Below are 16,955 nucleotides of genomic sequence, written 5' to 3'. Positions count from 1 at the left end.
GCGTTTATAACGGAAATACATTACAGCCTTCCAGAGTGGAAAAATCATACTTAAATAGGCTGTTTCTTAATTAGAATTAATATAGGTTTAAGAGCCTTTCTTTATTATAAAGGTAATTTCCATTTTTGATTGCTTTAAGCTCTTCGATGCTTTAGATATTGTGCAGTTAGATCAAACTTTAAAATTACATATCAACCATTAAAATTTAACGTTCAAATATCGTATCTAAAATAATGGCTGAGTTGGTTCTTTCAACTCCTTCTGTTGAGCAAACAATATTGAGCACCTCACTCAGCTTTTCTAAAGTGCTGGCTTGAATTGTCACCAGCAAGTCATATTCTCCACTGATTGAGTGAATATGACTGATCTGAGGTACTTTTCTTAATGCCACGCATATAGGTTGTCGTAAGTTTGGTTTTACTTTTAATGAAACGTTTGAAGAAATAAGGCCGCTAGTATAGGCACTATCAAGTACTACACTGTAGGCTTTGATTACATTATTGTTTTCAAGTTTATTTAAACGGTTTTGAATCGCGGTTCTTGAAACGCCTGTTGCTCTGGCAATATCAGAGACACTTGCTCTGGCATTAACTTGTAAGATTGACAGCAATTCTTCATCTTTTTCAGTTAGCAAACTATACTCCACTTTCATAGTTACATTCATAATCTAGCTATCAATGTACACTTTGACAGGTAAATATGTCAATTTAACTATAAAAAAGGTTAAATCAACAAGTAGTGTCACTTTTAATGTTATAGGGTCTACGTTGATAATAGGCTTATTGAAGCACACTAATTTTAAGGAATTCACATGACTGGTTCTGTATCTAAACAAGGCTTTTTTTCACACTTAACTGAGCAAATTGATCAAGTTAAAGCAGATGGTTTATATAAAGCCGAGCGTATAATCACCACAGCACAACAAGCAAAAATTGCCGTAACAACAGGTGAGCAAGTGGTTAACTTTTGTGCTAATAACTATTTAGGCTTAGCCAATCATCCTGAGCTTATCTCGGCGGCAAAAGCGGGTTTAGATGAGCACGGTTTTGGTATGGCGTCAGTTCGCTTTATTTGTGGTACGCAAGATATTCATAAAGCATTAGAGCAAGGCATCAGTAAATTCTTGGGTATGGAAGACACTATTCTTTACTCTTCGTGTTTTGATGCCAATGCCGGTTTATTTGAAACCATTTTAGGGCCTGAAGATGCCATTATTAGTGATGCATTAAACCATGCGTCAATTATTGATGGCGTTCGTTTATGTAAAGCTAAGCGCTTTCGTTATGCTAACAACGATATGGCAGCATTAGAGCAATGTTTGAAAGAAGCAGATGAAGCAGGCGCACGCTTTAAATTAATTGCTACCGATGGTGTTTTTTCAATGGATGGCGTTATTGCTAACCTAAAAGGTGTATGTGATCTTGCTGATAAATATAATGCTATGGTCATGGTCGATGATTCACATGCCGTGGGCTTTGTTGGTGAACAAGGTCGAGGTAGCCATGAATATTGTGAGGTAATGGATCGCGTAGATATTATCACTGGTACGTTAGGTAAAGCGATGGGCGGCGCATCAGGTGGATATACCTCAGGTAAAAAAGAGGTGGTTGAATGGTTACGTCAACGTTCACGCCCTTATTTATTTTCAAATTCATTAGCTCCGGCAATTGTGAACGCCTCATTAAAAGTACTTGAATTACTCGCTGATGGTGATCAATTACGTGCCACGCTAAAAGATAATGCCGCATACTTTAGAAAAAATATGGAAGCAGCAGGCTTTACTTGTGCTGGTGCAGACCACGCTATTGTGCCAGTTATGTTAGGTGATGCCCAAGTGGCTAGCGACATGGCTGATAGATTATTAGCTGAAGGCATTTATGTTATCGGTTTCTCTTTCCCAGTAGTACCTAAAGGCCAAGCACGTATTCGTACGCAAATTTCTGCTGCCCATACTAGAGAGCAATTAGACAAAGCCATTGATGCGTTCACACGTATTGGTAAAGAAATGGGCATTATTTCAGCCTAAGTTTGCGCTATTTATAGAGAAAAATATTATGAAATCTTTAGTTAAATTAAAGCCTGAAGTGGGTATTTGGTTACAAGAAACAGATAAACCCGAACTTGGGCATAATGATATTTTAATTAAAATCAATAAGACGGCTATCTGTGGTACTGATATACATATTTATAACTGGGATGAGTGGTCGCAAAAAACGATTCCAGTTCCTATGGTTGTTGGCCATGAATATGCAGGCGAAGTAGTTGGTATTGGTCAAGAAGTTAAAGGCTTTGAAATTGGCGATCGTGTTTCGGGCGAAGGGCATATTACTTGTGGTCATTGTCGTAACTGTCGTGGCGGTAGAACGCATTTATGTCGTAACACTGTAGGTGTAGGTGTCGATCGCCCGGGTGCTTTCGCTGAGTATCTAGTCATTCCCGCTTACAATGCTTTTAAATTACCGGATGAAATTTCTGATGATTTAGCGGCTATTTTTGACCCATTTGGAAATGCCGTACATACAGCTTTGTCATTTGATTTAGTCGGTGAAGATGTACTGATCACAGGCGCTGGCCCTATTGGTATTATGGCGGCTGCAGTTGCTAAGCACGTAGGAGCTCGTCATGTTGTTATTACCGATATCAATGAATACCGTTTAGATCTTGCGAAAACTATGGGCGCTACCCGCGCCGTTGATGTCAGTAAAGAGAATTTAGCTGATGTGATGAATGAGTTGGGCATGACTGAAGGCTTTGATGTCGGCCTTGAAATGTCGGGTGTACCAGTGGCATTTACTAGCATGTTAGAGAACATGAACAACGGCGGTAAAATTGCTATGCTAGGCATTCCTGGCAATGACATGGCGATCGATTGGAGTAAAGTTATCTTCAAGGGTTTAACCATTAAAGGAATTTATGGTCGCGAAATGTTTGAAACTTGGTATAAAATGGCAAGCCTGATCCAATCAGGGTTAGATTTATCACCAATGATCACACATCATTTCAGTATTGATGATTTTCAGCAAGGCTTTGATGTGATGCGCTCTGGTCAATCAGGTAAAGTGATTCTAGATTGGAATAAGTAACGTTAATTAAATGAAATAAAGAGGTATTCGTGTCAGATAATTCAAATACAGTGAAACATATGTCGGTGTCAGAGTTACATGATTTACTTGCAGCTGGCAGTCATAAAGTAGTGGATATTCGTGATGCGACCTCTTTTGCTAATGGTCATATTCAACAAGCCAGCCATTTAACCAATGAAAATATTACTGACTTTGTTAGAGAGGCTGATTTAGACCAGCCAGTGGTGGTTTGCTGTTACCACGGTATTTCAAGCATCCAAGCTGCTCAGTATTTAATTAGCCAAGATTTCACCGAAGTGTATTCACTTGATGGTGGTTTTACACAATGGCAAACCCAATACCCTGATGTCATTGCCCGCTAATGATTGACAACGCAGGCAATACCATAGAGAAAAACAATTGTTTATTGCAAGCGTTAGTGCAGCTGCAAGATCATAATCTTGCACTATTATTTGCCAATTACCTTGCTACGTTGAGCATTGAAACTGAAGTAGTGACTCAGCAGCAAAACTATATTATTTACTGTGACCAAAATCATTTGGCACAAGCTAAAGCTGAATTTGAGGCTTTTATTAAGCAACCTTATCACAGTAAATATCAACAAGCGGCTTGGCAACATGGTGAAACCGTGAAGGTTTCTCGTGATGATCTGACCTTATTAAAAGCCTTTAAAGAGAACTTTCTTGCCCATGCGGGAATTGTTACCCTGATTGTCTTTGCTTTTTGCTGGTTGGTTTTTATTGGCAGTTTATTAGGATGGGCAGAAAGCTTATTTTCAACATTAAAATTTTATAACCACCTTTCAATTGATGGCTTTTTACAAGAGCCATTCAGATTACTTGGCCCTGCTTTTTTTCATTTTTCTTGGTTACATATTGTTTTTAATACCATGTGGTGGTGGCAACTAGGCGGCAGTATTGAAAAAACCTTAGGAAAAGGGACATTAATTAACTTATTGCTGATAACTGCTATTGTCTCTAATCTCGGCCAGTTTTTAGTTTCGGGACCAAATTTTGGTGGCCTTTCAGGTGTGGTTTATGGCTTAGTTGGCTTTGTTTGGTGGGTTGGCTATTTGGCGCCTGAGCGTGGCTTAACGATTTCAAAGCCTATTATTGGCTTTATGCTTTTTTGGTTGTTACTTGGTTTTGCTGAGTTACTCCCTGTTAATATGGCTAATACCGCACATTTGCTCGGTTTGTTGTCCGGTTGCATATTTGCTGTACTTTTAGTGAAAACTGCCAAAAAATAGACAATATACAATTTGTTACATTCAAGGTTTTATATTGTGCTTTTCATATGGTTCAATACGCCGATTAAATTGTTAAAAAAGGGAAGATTAAGTGATAAGGATTAAGAATATCACCCGTACTTATGGTACAGGTGACATTACAGTAAACGCCCTCGCTAATGTTTCGTTAGAAATTAAAGAAAATGAATTTGTTGCCATCATGGGCACGTCAGGCTCTGGCAAATCAACGTTAATGAATATTCTTGGTTGTTTAGATACTCCAACTACTGGGGAATACTTGCTCTCTGGTGCCTCAGTTAAAGATATTGATGATGAAAGCTTGTCAAGAATACGTAATGAAAAGATAGGTTTTATCTTTCAGACCTTCCATTTATTGCCACGACTTTCGGCGGTACAAAATGTTGCTCTACCATTGCGTTATAGCAATGTACCGACCGAAGAAGCACAAGAGCGCGGTAAAGCAATGTTGGCGAAAGTCGGCTTAGCTGAACGTGGCCATCATAAACCCTTTGAAATGTCAGGGGGGCAGCGACAACGCGTTGCGATTGCAAGAGCATTAGTGAACAACCCGAAAGTCATTTTTGCCGATGAACCTACTGGTAACCTCGATAGTAAAACTTCTTACGAAATTATGGATTTGCTGTGCGAATTGCATCAACAAGGTCAAACGATTGTGATGGTGACCCACGAAGAAGATATCGCCGCTTATGCTGACCGTATCATTCGTATGAAAGATGGCAAAATTATTGAGGAGAAATTATGCGTAGTCGCTTAAGTATTTTGCTATTGCTTTTAGCTGCAACGGCTCATGCAGACCCAGTTAGTTTCACCTTATCAGGCCAAATCAAAGCGAGTGAAAATCAAGCCTTTTATGCGCCCAAAACCGATAGCTGGCGTGTTCAAGTTCAGTGGATGTTACCTGAAGGTGATGTCGCAAAAGAAGGTGATTTAGTTGTTGTTTTTGACAGTGGTTCAATGCAAAGCCTTATTGAGCAAGAGCAAGTTAGTTTAATTGCTGCAAAAGAAGAGCTACACCGTTTAACGAGTAGCAATGGTCAGCAGTTATTAGAGGCAAGTTACGAGCAGAAAAAGACGGCGTTATTACTCGAAAAAGCACGTATTGATGCCAGTATAGCTGTAGAACATTTAAGTAAATATGACTTTGAAAAGAACCAGTTAGAGTTTGAAAAAGCGGTGGTAAGAAATAGCAAAGCCATAGAAAACTTAAAGCAAGTCAAAATCACTGCCGCTGTTGCAAAAAAGAAACAAGAATTGAAAATTGAACAACATCAACGAAAATTAAAGTATAACCAGAATAAACTGAAAAAAATGAGTTTACGAGCACAGCGTTCGGGGCCTGTTTTGTATGGTAATCACCCATGGAATGGTGAAAAAGTATTTGTTGGCATGACCGCGCAACCTTCATGGAAAATCGCTGAAATTCCTTCAATGAATGGTTTATTTATTGAAGCTTGGGTTCATGAGGTTGATTATAAGAACTTAGTATTAAATACCACAGCTAAGCTAACATTTGACGCTTTTCCCAGTCTTGAACAGTCGGCGCAGTTAGTTGAAATATCAACACAGCCTGAGGAGAAAAAAGAGTGGGGCAAGGGTGTTTATTATCGAACGGTATTTAATTTTGTTGCCAATAAAGATATGACACTTTTACCAGGGATGAGTGCACAACTTGAATTTGCAGGAGCAGCCGATGAATAAGTTAACCATAGTGCTTGTCGCGCTTGTTTTGCAAGCTTGTCAAACTGAACCGTTAGATGTGGGTGCGAAAGAAAATAGTGAAGTTGTTGTGACAGCCAGCGGAGAATTAGAGTCTGAAAAAACAGCGATGATCGCTCCACCGTCAATTTCTCGTATGTGGCAATATCAAATAAAATTCTTAATGCCTGAAAATAGTGAAGTTAAGAAAGGTGATTTATTAGCATCATTCGATGATAAGAAAGTCACAGATAGGTTGACAGATAAACAGGCTGAACTAGCCCGAGCACAGAAAGAATTAGACAATAAAAAAATAAAAGAAGTAGAAACAGAGCAAGAACTCATTTTGCTAGTCGCTGAAAAAGAAATGGAATTTGAAAAAGCAAAGCGCAAAGCTGAAATCGTTGATAATAGTCGCTCTGATAATGATAGAAAAAAAGCGGAAATCGATTTTACCATCGCAGAGAATGATTTGTTTTTAGCTAAAGAAAAATTGAAATACCAACTAGACAATAAAGCATTAAATCTTAAATTAGCACAAGGAAAGGTTGAACGTTTAACGTCGGAAGTGAATAACTTCAAGAGAGATATTGAACGATTAAAAGTGAAAGCGCCTATGGATGGCATGGTGATTTATAAAGCGGATTGGCAAGGTGAAAAACCAGCCGTTGGAGAAAGTGTGCAGTTTGGTCAACCTATCATTGAGCTAGCTGTTCGCGAGAAAATGCAAGTTAAAGCTCAAATAGAAGAACCCGATAGCGGTAAAATCAAGGTTGGTCAAAAAGTAAAAATTACCTTAGATGGCACACAAGAGCTAGTGACTCAAGGGCGAGTGGCCAGTCTTGGTAGAGTGTTTCGTGATAAATCGTTTCAAGATAAGCGCAGAGTACTTGATGTCATTATCAACTTTGATGAAATTGATACCGAAACCATGAGGCCTGGCATGACAGCCCGTGTTGAAGTTGTTGTTGAGCAAGGTGATGTTTTAGCCGTCGTTAATCAAAGCAATGAAAAACTAAATACAGCGAGCGATGAATTACTTGCGGAGGCGGCTAAATGAAAAAGTTAATTATCATATCTTTAGCGCTTTTATCCATTGCCTGTGAAGAACAAAAGCCCACTATGCTTTACCAAGTTCAAGAGCAGTCATTTGCGATAGAAATACCTGCTAAAGGCGAATTGTTTGCTGCTAAAGCAACAGTGATAAGTTCACCCGTTTCTCGTGGTGGTGTACAAAATATTGCTTGGTTAGCGCCAGAATACTCAACGGTGAAAAAAGGTGACGTTATTGCTCGCTTTGATGGTGAGGCCATGGAAGTTGAAAGCGAAAGAAATCAAAATGAAGCGGCAATTATTGCACAAGATATTTTGGAAAAATCTGGCTCACTCAATAAAGATTTATACGCCATCAATAAAGACATTTCAGTAGTAGGGCAAGAAAAAGCGTTTGCAGATCAGTTCTCTATTGATGATATCCGTATTCGCTCTAAACTTGAAATTATTGACTCAATGCAAAATACCGCTTACCTAGGTGTTAAACAAGATTACTTACACTGGAAAAGCGATAGCTTTAATGAAAGCTCTATGGGGGATATGAGCTTATTAGAGATGAAGCAACAGCAAAAGCAAAGTAAGTTAGCACAATTAAGTGAGAGCTTAGAGAAGCTTGAAATTAAAGCGCCTCATGATGGTTTACTTGCTTATAAGGCGAATTGGCGAGGGGAAAAACCACGGGCTGGACAGAGTATTTGGCCAGGACAAAAAATTGCCGAATTACCTGATATTAATGAAATGAAGGCTAAGCTGTTTGTCATTGAAAGTGAAGCTGTAGGCTTAGTTGTTGATAAAAAGGTGAATTTGCAGCTGTTTGCCCACGTCGATAAACCTTTTTCTGGCCGTATTAGTTCTGTAGCGCCGTTTCCAAAATCTATTAAACGCGGTGATCCACAAAAGTATTTCGAAATTGAAGTAAGTCTTGATGAGCAAAATACGCAATTGTTTGTTCCTGGTCGTAAGTTACAGGCTCATATTGTTGTTGAAGAAGCACAACCGAAGTTAATAGTACCGTTACAATCCGTGTTTACTAAAGATAATCGTTCCTTTGTTTATTTGTATAATGGTAAAGATTTTACTCAAGCAGAGGTTGAGTTAGGTAAAGCCAATTTAAGTCATGTCGAAGTCATATCAGGGATCAGTGCAGGACAGCACATTTCGTTAACCGATCAGGAGCAAAGTTAAGTGGATAAAATTGAAATTTTTAAAGATACATTCGCTGAGCTAGCTCAACACAAGTTACGTACTTTATTAACCTTACTAGGAATGATCTTTGGTGTTGGTGCAGTAATCGCTATGCTGAATATTGGTGAAGGAGCTGAACGAGAAGCTCTGAAAATGATAGACACTATGGGCTTACATAACTTAATTGTTAACGGCAAAGAGTTTGAAGAGAAAGAGCTAAAAGAGCAAAGAAAACACTCATCGGGTTTAACCATTAGAGATGGCGAAATAAGCGTACAGTCTTTACCGTTTGTTGAATCTTTTAGTGCACAAAAAGTGGTAGACACCTACAGTATTTTTAGTGCTAAGGGTAAAAGTGACGGTGAAGCCTTAGGTGTAAGTTCAAGCTTTTTTGCTTTATCAAAATTCACTTTAGATCAAGGCCGACTTCTCAACGAACAAGATAATGTTGAATTTTCGCAGGTGGTACTATTAGGCTCAAGCACGGCGAAGCAGTTATTTCCTTTAGGTGATGCACTGGGTAACAACGTAAAGATCAACCATATTTGGTTTAAAGTGGTTGGCGTTTTACAAGCACCATTTTTAAAGAAAGAAGAGTTTCAAGGAATTAAATTAGGTGGAGATCAGCATAAAGTCTTTATTCCACTTAATACCGCTTTGCATAAGTTTCCAAGTAAAGCATTAACAAGTGAGATTGACAGTTTAAGGCTGAAGCTAGATGGTAAAATAGATCCTATTGAAGCTGCTAAAGCGGTTAGTCATTTACTTAAACGTAGACACAATGAAGTAGATGATTATGACATTGTTATACCAGCAGCTTTACTTGCACAGCAAAAGCAAACTCAGCAAATTTTTAATATAGTCATGTCTTGTGTCGCCGGTATTTCATTGCTTGTTGGTGGTATAGGCATTATGAATATTATGCTTGCAACCGTGTTAGAGAGAACCAAAGAAATTGGTCTATTACGTGCCATAGGCGCAACGCAAAAAGATATTCAGCAACAGTTTATCGCGGAGAGTTTTACCATCTCTATTTTAGGCGGTATTTTGGGCGTGTTCTTTGGTATTTTGTTGTCAGAGTTAATTTCTATTTACTCTCAATGGGCTGTCTCTTGGTCTTTAACGGCGATAATACTTTCATTTAGTATTTGTGCATTAGTTGGCCTAGTTTTTGGGGTTTATCCTGCAATTAAAGCTTCTAAACTTGATCCGATAGATGCATTGCAAAGTGACTAGCTAATACATACTGTTACGTATTTACTGATAATGATAACAACACTTCATTGCATATGACTCTATTATGAAATAACAAAGTAACTAGTAAGTCTACATTAGATGAAAAATGAAGAAGTACTAGTTATATGACTCTCGTTTGGAGTGTATTTAAGTTAAGGAGAAGGGTATGTTTTCTAAATCAGTAACTATGCATATGGTAAAAGTTAAAGATGTAATACTAGGCCTATTTTCCGTGGCGTTGCTTATGGTAATGTTGCCAATTATGCTGTTGTTATTTATTAGTTTTACTGCAATTGCTTTAGTTGCGGTGAAAATGAAAAAAACAATGATAAAGCCAAATGAGCGAATGGTGTATCAGGCCGTTAAAGGAAAAGATTACACCACAATCAGTTAATTAAACCTGTGGAATAGATGTATAAGTTCTCTGAAGGCCTTTGATCTTCAGAGAACTTTTTGTTTATGCTTTTGTTTGCTGGGATTGAAAGGTGTGATTAAGGTTAATTAGTTATCTAACCATTGGGTGAACAGTAATTTCTTAATCAGTGGTTGGCCTGTTTCTTTAATCAGTAAATCTTTTACTTCTTCTTCACATTTCAATTGAATTTCGGCTCTGCCTTTCATTGATTTAACACTGGCTTCATCTTGCTGACCAATAATATCAATAATTGCATCACGTAATAATGGCGCGTGATGCTCAACAATAGTTAAGTTATTCCCCTTTTCTACCATAAGTTCAACGGTAAGGCGAACGTAGCCCATTTTCTTTTTAGTGGCGACATAGTTAGTCACAATGTCGGGCTCAAAACCATAATAAGCATAATCACTAGCTTGGGTTATGGCTGTAGGTAAGGTCATAAGGCTAAGTGCCAGTACTATATATCTAAACATAAAAACACGTTCTGAAGGCAAAGTTATCGATAGAGTTATTAGTTATCATAACCTTATTTTAGGTAATTGGTTGGAAATTTTTCATCTAACATCAAGTTTTTTTATAAGCTTTGTTGATCAACTATGAGATTGATAATTAAGCATGATATTATAGGGGGGACTTTAGTTATTAAATTATTTTATGAGCCAGCAAGACAAACTTTTCCCTGTTACGTTATCTAGCCAATGGATTTCTCCGAACGAAGCGAACAGCAATCATTCATCATTTTTCGATTCATCTCCATCTATAATGCAATGGTTAATAGATACTGGTTCACTCACTGCGCGTTTAAAAGAGCATTGTCAGCACTTTCGAGTCGAGTTGTTGGGCCAGCAAGTACAGCCTTGCCCAGCATCAGAAGCCAATGATTTAATTAAGCCGGGTGAAGAGGTTTTGGTGAGAGAAGTCATTCTCTATTGCGATGAAGTACCTCAAGTATTTGCTCGCAGTTTTTTGCCGTTGTCTAGCTTAACAGGTGCAGAGCAAAAGTTGGCCAATTTAGGAACTCAGTCGTTAGGGCAAGTATTATTTAATAACCCTTCATTAGAACGTCGATATATTGAAATAGCGCAGTTTGATGCAAACTCATCAATCGCACAGCTATGTAAAGTATTGCGATTACCCTTTAATGATCAAATATGGGGTAGACGTTCTACTTTTGTTTTGGAAAACAAGCCCTTAATGGTAGCAGAAGTCTTCTTACCCAATGCTTTTGCTTACAGTTCAGGCAATCATGAGAAAAATCATGTTCAGTAAGCTACAACAGAAATGGCAAGCCATCAAATTAATCACTCGAATGGATAAGCCCATAGGAACCTATTTATTGCTATGGCCCACATACTGGGCATTATGGATTGCAAGTGATGGCTGGCCAACAATGCACTTGTTAGTTGTATTTAGTTTAGGTGTTTTTATCATGCGAAGCGCAGGTTGTGTGATTAATGATTTTGCCGACCGAAACATTGATGGTGATGTGGAAAGAACTAAAAATAGACCACTAGTTTCAGGCATGATGAGTACTACTGAAGCAATTAATTTATTTGGCTTACTCATTGGTATGGCGCTTGGTTTAGTTTTAACCTTAAGCTGGCCAACTATTTATTTATCAGCGATCGCATTATTATTGGCTGCTTCATATCCGTTTATGAAACGTTATACCCAGCTTCCTCAAGTCGTCTTGGGTGCTGCTTTTAGTTGGGGCATGATAATGGCTTTTTCTGAGGCACAAGGTGAAATACCTACCATTGCTTGGCTACTGTTTATTGCTAACTTAAGTTGGACAGTGGCTTACGACACTATATATGCCATGGTTGATAGAGAAGATGATTTAAAGATTGGAGTAAAATCTACCGCTATTTTATTTGCAAACAACGATAAACGTATTGTTGGCTTTTTACAGTTAATTACTTTAGCTTTATTGTGGACAGTGGGTGATATATTGGCTTTTGGTTGGCCATTTCAGTTAAGTTTAGTCATTGCGGCAGCGTTATTTAGTTATCAACAAATATTAATTATCAATAGAGAGCGAGAAGCTTGCTTTGAAGCCTTTTTACATAATCATTGGATTGGCATGGTGATATTTTGTGGTATTTTCGTTGAGTATTTTTAACTAAACTCTTAGCCAAATTTGCTTCTACAACTTTAGTCTACTTTTTAAACAGTTTTTAAGTGTCTATTTTACTCGCTTTTCAACTGTGTAACCATTTTGTTCCTAACTGTCATAACAGCCCCGAGTGGCTGTTTACATAATGTAGGCGTTTTAAATTTTTTTAATTTAAGTGATTCACAGGCAATTATTTTCTGCTAGCCTAGCTTTTTTTGTTCTGCTTCTTCCCCTTGTTAATTTTTTTGCTCTATTTTAAGGTATTGCCAGACAAGAAAATAACGATAAAAAATAATGTTTAAAACTAAAGGGAAGAAGGAATGAAGAAATCAATCTTTTTAAAAGCGGCCATTGTGCTGTCGCTTGGAATTTCTGTTTTAGGGTTTACTGGTTTAGCGCAAGCTGACAGCGGTAAGAAAGTTCGCTGGAAGTTAGCTGAAACTTGGGGGCCTAATTTTCCAATTTTTGGTGAAGCGACCAAGAATATGGCTAATATGGTTAAGGAAATGTCTAATGGCCGCTTTATCATCCGTATAGACTCTTCTAACAAACACAAATCACCACTAGGTATTTTTGATTTTGTCAAAACGGGACAATATCAAATGGGTCATTCTGGCTCATACTATTGGAAGGGTAAAAACTTCAATACATTATTTTTCACAACTACACCTTTTGGCATGACCGCGCCAGAGCAATATGCTTGGTTCTATTACGGTGGTGGCATGGAATTAATGAAGAAAGTTTATGATCAGTATGGAATTTTATCATTCCCTGGTGGTAATACGGGCAACCAAATGGGTGGTTGGTTTAAGAAAGAAATCAACAGCGTTGAAGATTTTAAAGGCTTGAAAATGCGCATCCCGGGCTTTGCTGGTGAAGTATTAGCACGTTTAGGGGCTAAGCCAACCAATATTCCTTCAGGTGAGTTATACACGGCATTAGAAAGAAATACTATTGATGCGCTAGAGTGGGTTGGACCATCGTTAGATTTACGCATGGGCTTTCATAAAATTGCACCGTATTATTATACTGGCTGGCATGAGCCTGCAGCTGAGTTACAGTTTATGGTAAATGAAAAAGCTTATAATGCTTTACCTAAAGATCTGCAGAAAATACTTACGGTTGCGATGAAAGCTGCAGCATACGATATGTATGCACAGTCTTACCATGAAAGTGCTATGAATTTAGCAACATTAGAGCAAGACTACCCTAATGTAAAAATGCGCTCATTTCCTAAGTCAGTGATGAATGCGATTTCACAAACTAACCAAGATTTATTGAAAGAGTTTGCCGCGAAAGACCCAATGACAGCTGAAATTTTAAAATCATTAAGTGATTATCAGAAAAAAGCCCGTGCTTGGACGAATCTATCAGACCGTGCTTATTTAGATAGTTTTGATAGTGAAGGTAAGCTTTCAACGAAATAAGTAGTACATTTTTAACGAAAAAGCATTTAGTCTAGTAGGCTAAATGCTTTTTTACTTTTAAAAATTAGAGATATACAAATACATGGATGCCACCATTAAACTCATCGGTAAGATTCTTGATGCCATAGGTTCGTTATGCAGTATTTTACTGTTATTGATGATCGCGAACGTATTTTACGATGTCATTATGCGCTATTTTTTTAATGATGTAAGTATTGCTATGCAAGAGCTCGAATGGCACTTGTTCGCTGGTATGTTCATGTTTGGCATTGCCTACACATTGAAAGAAGATGCCCATGTTAGGGTGGATATATTTTACGATGCGATGTCAAAGCGAAAGCAAGCCATGATAAATATTTTCGGCTCAATTTGTTTCGCCTTACCTATCACTTTACTAATTTTTTATTATAGCTGGGATTACACATTAGAGGCCTACAACATGGGGGAGGGCAGTGCTGATCCTGGTGGCTTGCCCCATCGTTGGATTGTTCGTAGTGTTATACCAGCTTCTTCATCCTTTTTAGTTCTTGCCATAGTTTATGTTGTGTTAACGCAAGTAAAAATTTTGATTGCTAATGGCAATTCAAGCACAGACGAGCAAGGAGCCTAATCATGACGGGTATTGTTCTTTTTGCTATAGCCTTAGTTTGCTTGTTTTTAGGTTACTCAGTCGCATTTACTTTTGCCGGTGTGTCACTATTGGTTGGCATTTATGTGCTAGGCATCGACTTATTTGCCTTTATGCCTTATCGCATTATGAGCATCATGGAAAACACCATATTAATGGCGGTTCCTATGTTCATTTTCATGGGGATTGTTTTACAAAAGACAGGTTTAGCAGAGCGTTTGTTAGAATCTGCCGCTAAGTTATTTGGTGGTATTGCAGGCGGCGTTGCTATATCAACTATTGTGGTTGGTGCCCTATTAGCTGCTTCTACAGGGGTTGTTGGTGCAAGCGTTGTTGCAATGGGAGTTATTTCATTGCCAGTAATGCTTAAAAATAACTACCATCAACCTACAGCAACTGGTGTAATTTGTGCTTCAGGGACGTTAGGGCAGATCATTCCCCCTTCTATTATTCTAATTATTTTAGGTGATGTAATGGGGGTACCTGTTGGGGATTTATTCCGAGCGGCTGTTATACCGGGCATGTTACTGATAGTAGTTTATAGTTTATATATTTTATTGTTAGGGAAGTTGAAGCCAGAATATTGCCCACCCATAGTGGTTACTGAAGATAAAAAAGATCTTTTGCTGCAAGCACTAAAAGATATAGTACCACCACTTATCTTGATTCTAGCTGTATTAGGCTCTATTTTCTCAGGCATTGCTACTCCTACTGAATCTTCAGCAATTGGTGCTGTAGGGGCAGTAATATTGTCGCTGTTTTACGGGACTTTTTCTTTTAGCAAAATAAATGAGATTTCAAAAGAAACAGTGAAAGTGACTTCGATGGTATTCGCTGTACTTATAGGCGCTACCGCATTTGCCATGGTGTTTAGCTATTCAGGCAGCGAATATATTATTGAAGATTTCTTTATGGAGTTGCCGGGTGGCAAGTGGACCTTTATTGCTTTAGCTATGTTAGCTATTTTAATTTTGGGCTTTTTTATCGACTTTATCGAAATAGCCTTTTTAGTCGTACCAATTTTAATGCCTGTCGCTATTGCGTTAGATATTAACTTAGTATGGTTTGCTATTCTTATTTCGATGAACTTGCAGACCTCTTTTTTAACGCCACCTTTTGGCTTTAGCTTATTCTATTTAAAAGGTGTTGCACCGAAATACTTGAAGACCAGCACGATTTATAAAGGGGTTATTCCGTTTATTATTATGCAAATTTTAGTACTGTTGTTGGTGGTTTTCTTTCCTGAGCAATTAATCTTAAGTTAATAGATATGTTTAATGTTGATGCTGATTATATATTGAGTTTACCCATTCTAGGGCATCAATTTCTTGTGTGAAAACTTTGAAATTAACGCCTGAATCCTTGTAACATTGTGCGAATAATTCAGGCATTTTTTCAGCGCCCTCAATGTTTCTAGGAATAATAAAGGCATTGGCTAAGGGGGCAATATTGTTTTGTGTAACGTGTTTTATATAAGTTGATAGGTCAGCAAGAAAAGCAGGTTCTGCTGCACAACTATTTCGAAAAAGCACGACTTTTACCCATTGTTTATCTGCTTTATGAAAATCTGCTAAAGCGATACTTTCCATTTCTGAAATGGCAGTCATGAGCTCTTGATTAAAAGGGCCTTCAGCGCGATAAAACACAATATGTTGATCGATTAAGGTTATTTCTACCCGACCGTGAGGCATAAATTTTTCTGGGTTTATTCTATCGCTACTGTAAGCAAAATTTTGCTTATTATTAATAAAACATGTTTGATTTTTTCCGTTATTTTTTGCTTGATACATCGCTGCATCGGCACGACTAATAACAACGCTAAGTTGTTCATGAGGTTTACCAATAGAGACACCAATACTCACCGTTACAGGATGTACCGTATTTTCATTAATATTTTTATGCATTCTAGAGGTGACTTCTTCGGTAATTGCAATATCTACGTTTGCCAGAATCGCGATAAATTCTTCTCCTCCATATCGGGCTAAAATATCGCCATTGCGTATTGAGAGTTGCAGTTTCTCTGCCAGCATACAAAGTACGTCATCACCTTTTTGGTGGCCGTAGGTATCATTAATAGACTTGAAGTTATCAGCATCGATAAAAATAATGGCATAGTTTGAATTTGCATATCGTTGCAATAGATTTTTGGCAGACTGCTCAAATTCATTTCGGTTAAATATGCCTGTTAGCGGATCAAGTTTAGCTCGTTTAGTGAGTTCTTCTAATTCTTTTTGATTGATATAGCGCTCTAATTCTATAGAGGTTCTAGAAGCGATGAATTCAATAAAGGCACGAAAATGTTCTTCATTAATTATTCTATTAGAGTCAAGTAAGGCTATTAGGCCAAATAATCGCCCATTAACGATAGTTGGTGCACCAATATAACTTTGAACTCCCATATCTATTAACATGGCGTCTTCAGGAAAGAGTTCCGCAACATTTTGTTTGTGAATACATACTCGCTGTCCAGAAAAAACATTTTCACAAGGTGTATGTTCAAGGTTGTAAGTGAAATTATCAATAAGCTTTCCATGCACTAAGGCGACTGAAGTTCTAACCTTTTCATTTTTCTCACCAACTGCATGACCCATAATGACAAATTCAAATTGGCAGATATCCCAAATATTACGGGCAATTTTTTGTAAGTAGTCTTTACCGTGTAATTCTTTTGGCACATCTAAGATTGCATTGAGCATTTTCATGGTGTCAGAGCTAGAATAATCTTGCTTCATTATCTTTCCTTGATGAGCTGTGATACTTATCAAGCGTAGTCTATCCTTATGAGTTTGTCTTATTGGCGGTGTCTTAAAGGAAGAGTTGAATACAGGATAAAAGAGATATATGAAG

18 protein-coding genes are annotated in these 16,955 nt (G+C 37.9%); 15 read left to right on the top strand and 3 right to left on the bottom strand.

All coding sequences use genetic code 11. The annotated features are described in order from the left end of the window. Positions 1–205 precede the first annotated feature (205 nt). Positions 206–634: an Lrp/AsnC family transcriptional regulator gene (locus tag EPA86_RS08580; protein WP_140603022.1), complete on the bottom strand. Its 429-nt coding sequence runs from the start codon at positions 632–634 to the stop codon at positions 206–208. A 177-nt stretch (positions 635–811) separates the two neighbouring features. On the opposite strand from EPA86_RS08580, the gene EPA86_RS08575 reads away from it, so the two are divergent. From EPA86_RS08575 to EPA86_RS08530, 10 genes are all read left to right on the top strand, one after another. After that, entirely contained in the window at positions 812–2,026 is a 1,215-nt protein-coding gene (locus tag EPA86_RS08575; protein ID WP_140603021.1) for a glycine C-acetyltransferase, read from the top strand. A gap of 28 nt (positions 2,027–2,054) precedes the next feature. Further along, positions 2,055–3,083 carry an L-threonine 3-dehydrogenase gene (tdh, locus tag EPA86_RS08570; RefSeq protein WP_140603020.1) on the top strand — a complete coding sequence of 343 codons (1,029 nt, stop codon included), beginning with the start codon at positions 2,055–2,057 and terminating at the stop codon, positions 3,081–3,083. A 59-nt stretch (positions 3,084–3,142) separates the two neighbouring features. After that, positions 3,143–3,445: a thiosulfate sulfurtransferase GlpE gene (gene glpE, locus EPA86_RS08565; protein WP_140603171.1), complete on the top strand. Its 303-nt coding sequence runs from the start codon at positions 3,143–3,145 to the stop codon at positions 3,443–3,445. After that, the gene (glpG, locus tag EPA86_RS08560; RefSeq protein WP_140603019.1) at positions 3,445–4,332 is read left to right on the top strand and encodes a rhomboid family intramembrane serine protease GlpG; all 888 of its coding nucleotides are present in this window, start codon (positions 3,445–3,447) and stop codon (positions 4,330–4,332) included. The genes glpE and glpG overlap by 1 nt, the downstream gene beginning before the upstream one ends. Before the next feature lie 91 nt (positions 4,333–4,423). Then, positions 4,424–5,107, top strand: coding sequence for an ABC transporter ATP-binding protein (locus EPA86_RS08555; RefSeq protein WP_140603018.1), 684 nt, complete (start codon positions 4,424–4,426; stop codon positions 5,105–5,107). Further along, positions 5,092–6,051: an HlyD family secretion protein gene (locus EPA86_RS08550; RefSeq protein ID WP_140603017.1), complete on the top strand. Its 960-nt coding sequence runs from the start codon at positions 5,092–5,094 to the stop codon at positions 6,049–6,051. The genes EPA86_RS08555 and EPA86_RS08550 overlap by 16 nt, the downstream gene beginning before the upstream one ends. After that, positions 6,044–7,108 carry an HlyD family secretion protein gene (locus EPA86_RS08545; RefSeq protein WP_140603016.1) on the top strand — a complete coding sequence of 355 codons (1,065 nt, stop codon included), beginning with the start codon at positions 6,044–6,046 and terminating at the stop codon, positions 7,106–7,108. The genes EPA86_RS08550 and EPA86_RS08545 overlap by 8 nt, the downstream gene beginning before the upstream one ends. Continuing rightward, a complete protein-coding gene (locus tag EPA86_RS08540) occupies positions 7,105–8,286 on the top strand; it encodes an efflux RND transporter periplasmic adaptor subunit (RefSeq protein ID WP_140603015.1) in 1,182 nt (393 codons plus the stop codon). Before EPA86_RS08545 ends, EPA86_RS08540 begins: the two co-directional genes overlap by 4 nt. Continuing rightward, the gene (locus tag EPA86_RS08535; protein WP_140603014.1) at positions 8,287–9,522 is read left to right on the top strand and encodes an ABC transporter permease; all 1,236 of its coding nucleotides are present in this window, start codon (positions 8,287–8,289) and stop codon (positions 9,520–9,522) included. 166 nt (positions 9,523–9,688) lie between these two features. Continuing rightward, entirely contained in the window at positions 9,689–9,916 is a 228-nt protein-coding gene (locus EPA86_RS08530; RefSeq protein WP_140603013.1) for a hypothetical protein, read from the top strand. Positions 9,917–10,023: 107 nt separating this feature from the next. Here EPA86_RS08530 and EPA86_RS08525 read toward each other — a convergent pair whose 3' ends face one another. After that, complete coding sequence (locus EPA86_RS08525; protein ID WP_140603012.1) at positions 10,024–10,410, bottom strand: flagellar basal body-associated protein FliL; 387 nt, start codon at positions 10,408–10,410, stop codon at positions 10,024–10,026. Positions 10,411–10,591: 181 nt separating this feature from the next. On the opposite strand from EPA86_RS08525, the gene EPA86_RS08520 reads away from it, so the two are divergent. From EPA86_RS08520 to EPA86_RS08500, 5 genes are all read left to right on the top strand, one after another. Further along, the gene (locus EPA86_RS08520; RefSeq protein ID WP_140603011.1) at positions 10,592–11,206 is read left to right on the top strand and encodes a chorismate--pyruvate lyase family protein; all 615 of its coding nucleotides are present in this window, start codon (positions 10,592–10,594) and stop codon (positions 11,204–11,206) included. Next, on the top strand, positions 11,196–12,059 hold the full coding sequence (gene ubiA, locus EPA86_RS08515) for a 4-hydroxybenzoate octaprenyltransferase (protein ID WP_140603010.1): 864 nt from the start codon (positions 11,196–11,198) through the stop codon (positions 12,057–12,059). The genes EPA86_RS08520 and ubiA overlap by 11 nt, the downstream gene beginning before the upstream one ends. Before the next feature lie 314 nt (positions 12,060–12,373). Next, a complete protein-coding gene (locus EPA86_RS08510) occupies positions 12,374–13,480 on the top strand; it encodes a TRAP transporter substrate-binding protein (RefSeq protein ID WP_140603009.1) in 1,107 nt (368 codons plus the stop codon). 82 nt (positions 13,481–13,562) lie between these two features. After that, positions 13,563–14,090 carry a TRAP transporter small permease subunit gene (locus EPA86_RS08505; RefSeq protein ID WP_170309605.1) on the top strand — a complete coding sequence of 176 codons (528 nt, stop codon included), beginning with the start codon at positions 13,563–13,565 and terminating at the stop codon, positions 14,088–14,090. A 2-nt stretch (positions 14,091–14,092) separates the two neighbouring features. Further along, positions 14,093–15,373: a TRAP transporter large permease gene (locus EPA86_RS08500; RefSeq protein ID WP_140603008.1), complete on the top strand. Its 1,281-nt coding sequence runs from the start codon at positions 14,093–14,095 to the stop codon at positions 15,371–15,373. Between the two features lie 9 nt (positions 15,374–15,382). Here EPA86_RS08500 and EPA86_RS08495 read toward each other — a convergent pair whose 3' ends face one another. Next, a complete protein-coding gene (locus tag EPA86_RS08495; RefSeq protein WP_140603007.1) occupies positions 15,383–16,840 on the bottom strand; it encodes a sensor domain-containing diguanylate cyclase in 1,458 nt (485 codons plus the stop codon). Positions 16,841–16,955: the final 115 nt, after the last annotated feature.

Origin of the sequence: Litorilituus lipolyticus (assembly GCF_006439335.1) — a bacterium.
Taxonomy (GTDB): Bacteria; Pseudomonadota; Gammaproteobacteria; order Enterobacterales; family Alteromonadaceae; genus Colwellia; species Colwellia lipolytica.
This window is presented reverse-complemented; position numbering and strand designations above follow the sequence as displayed.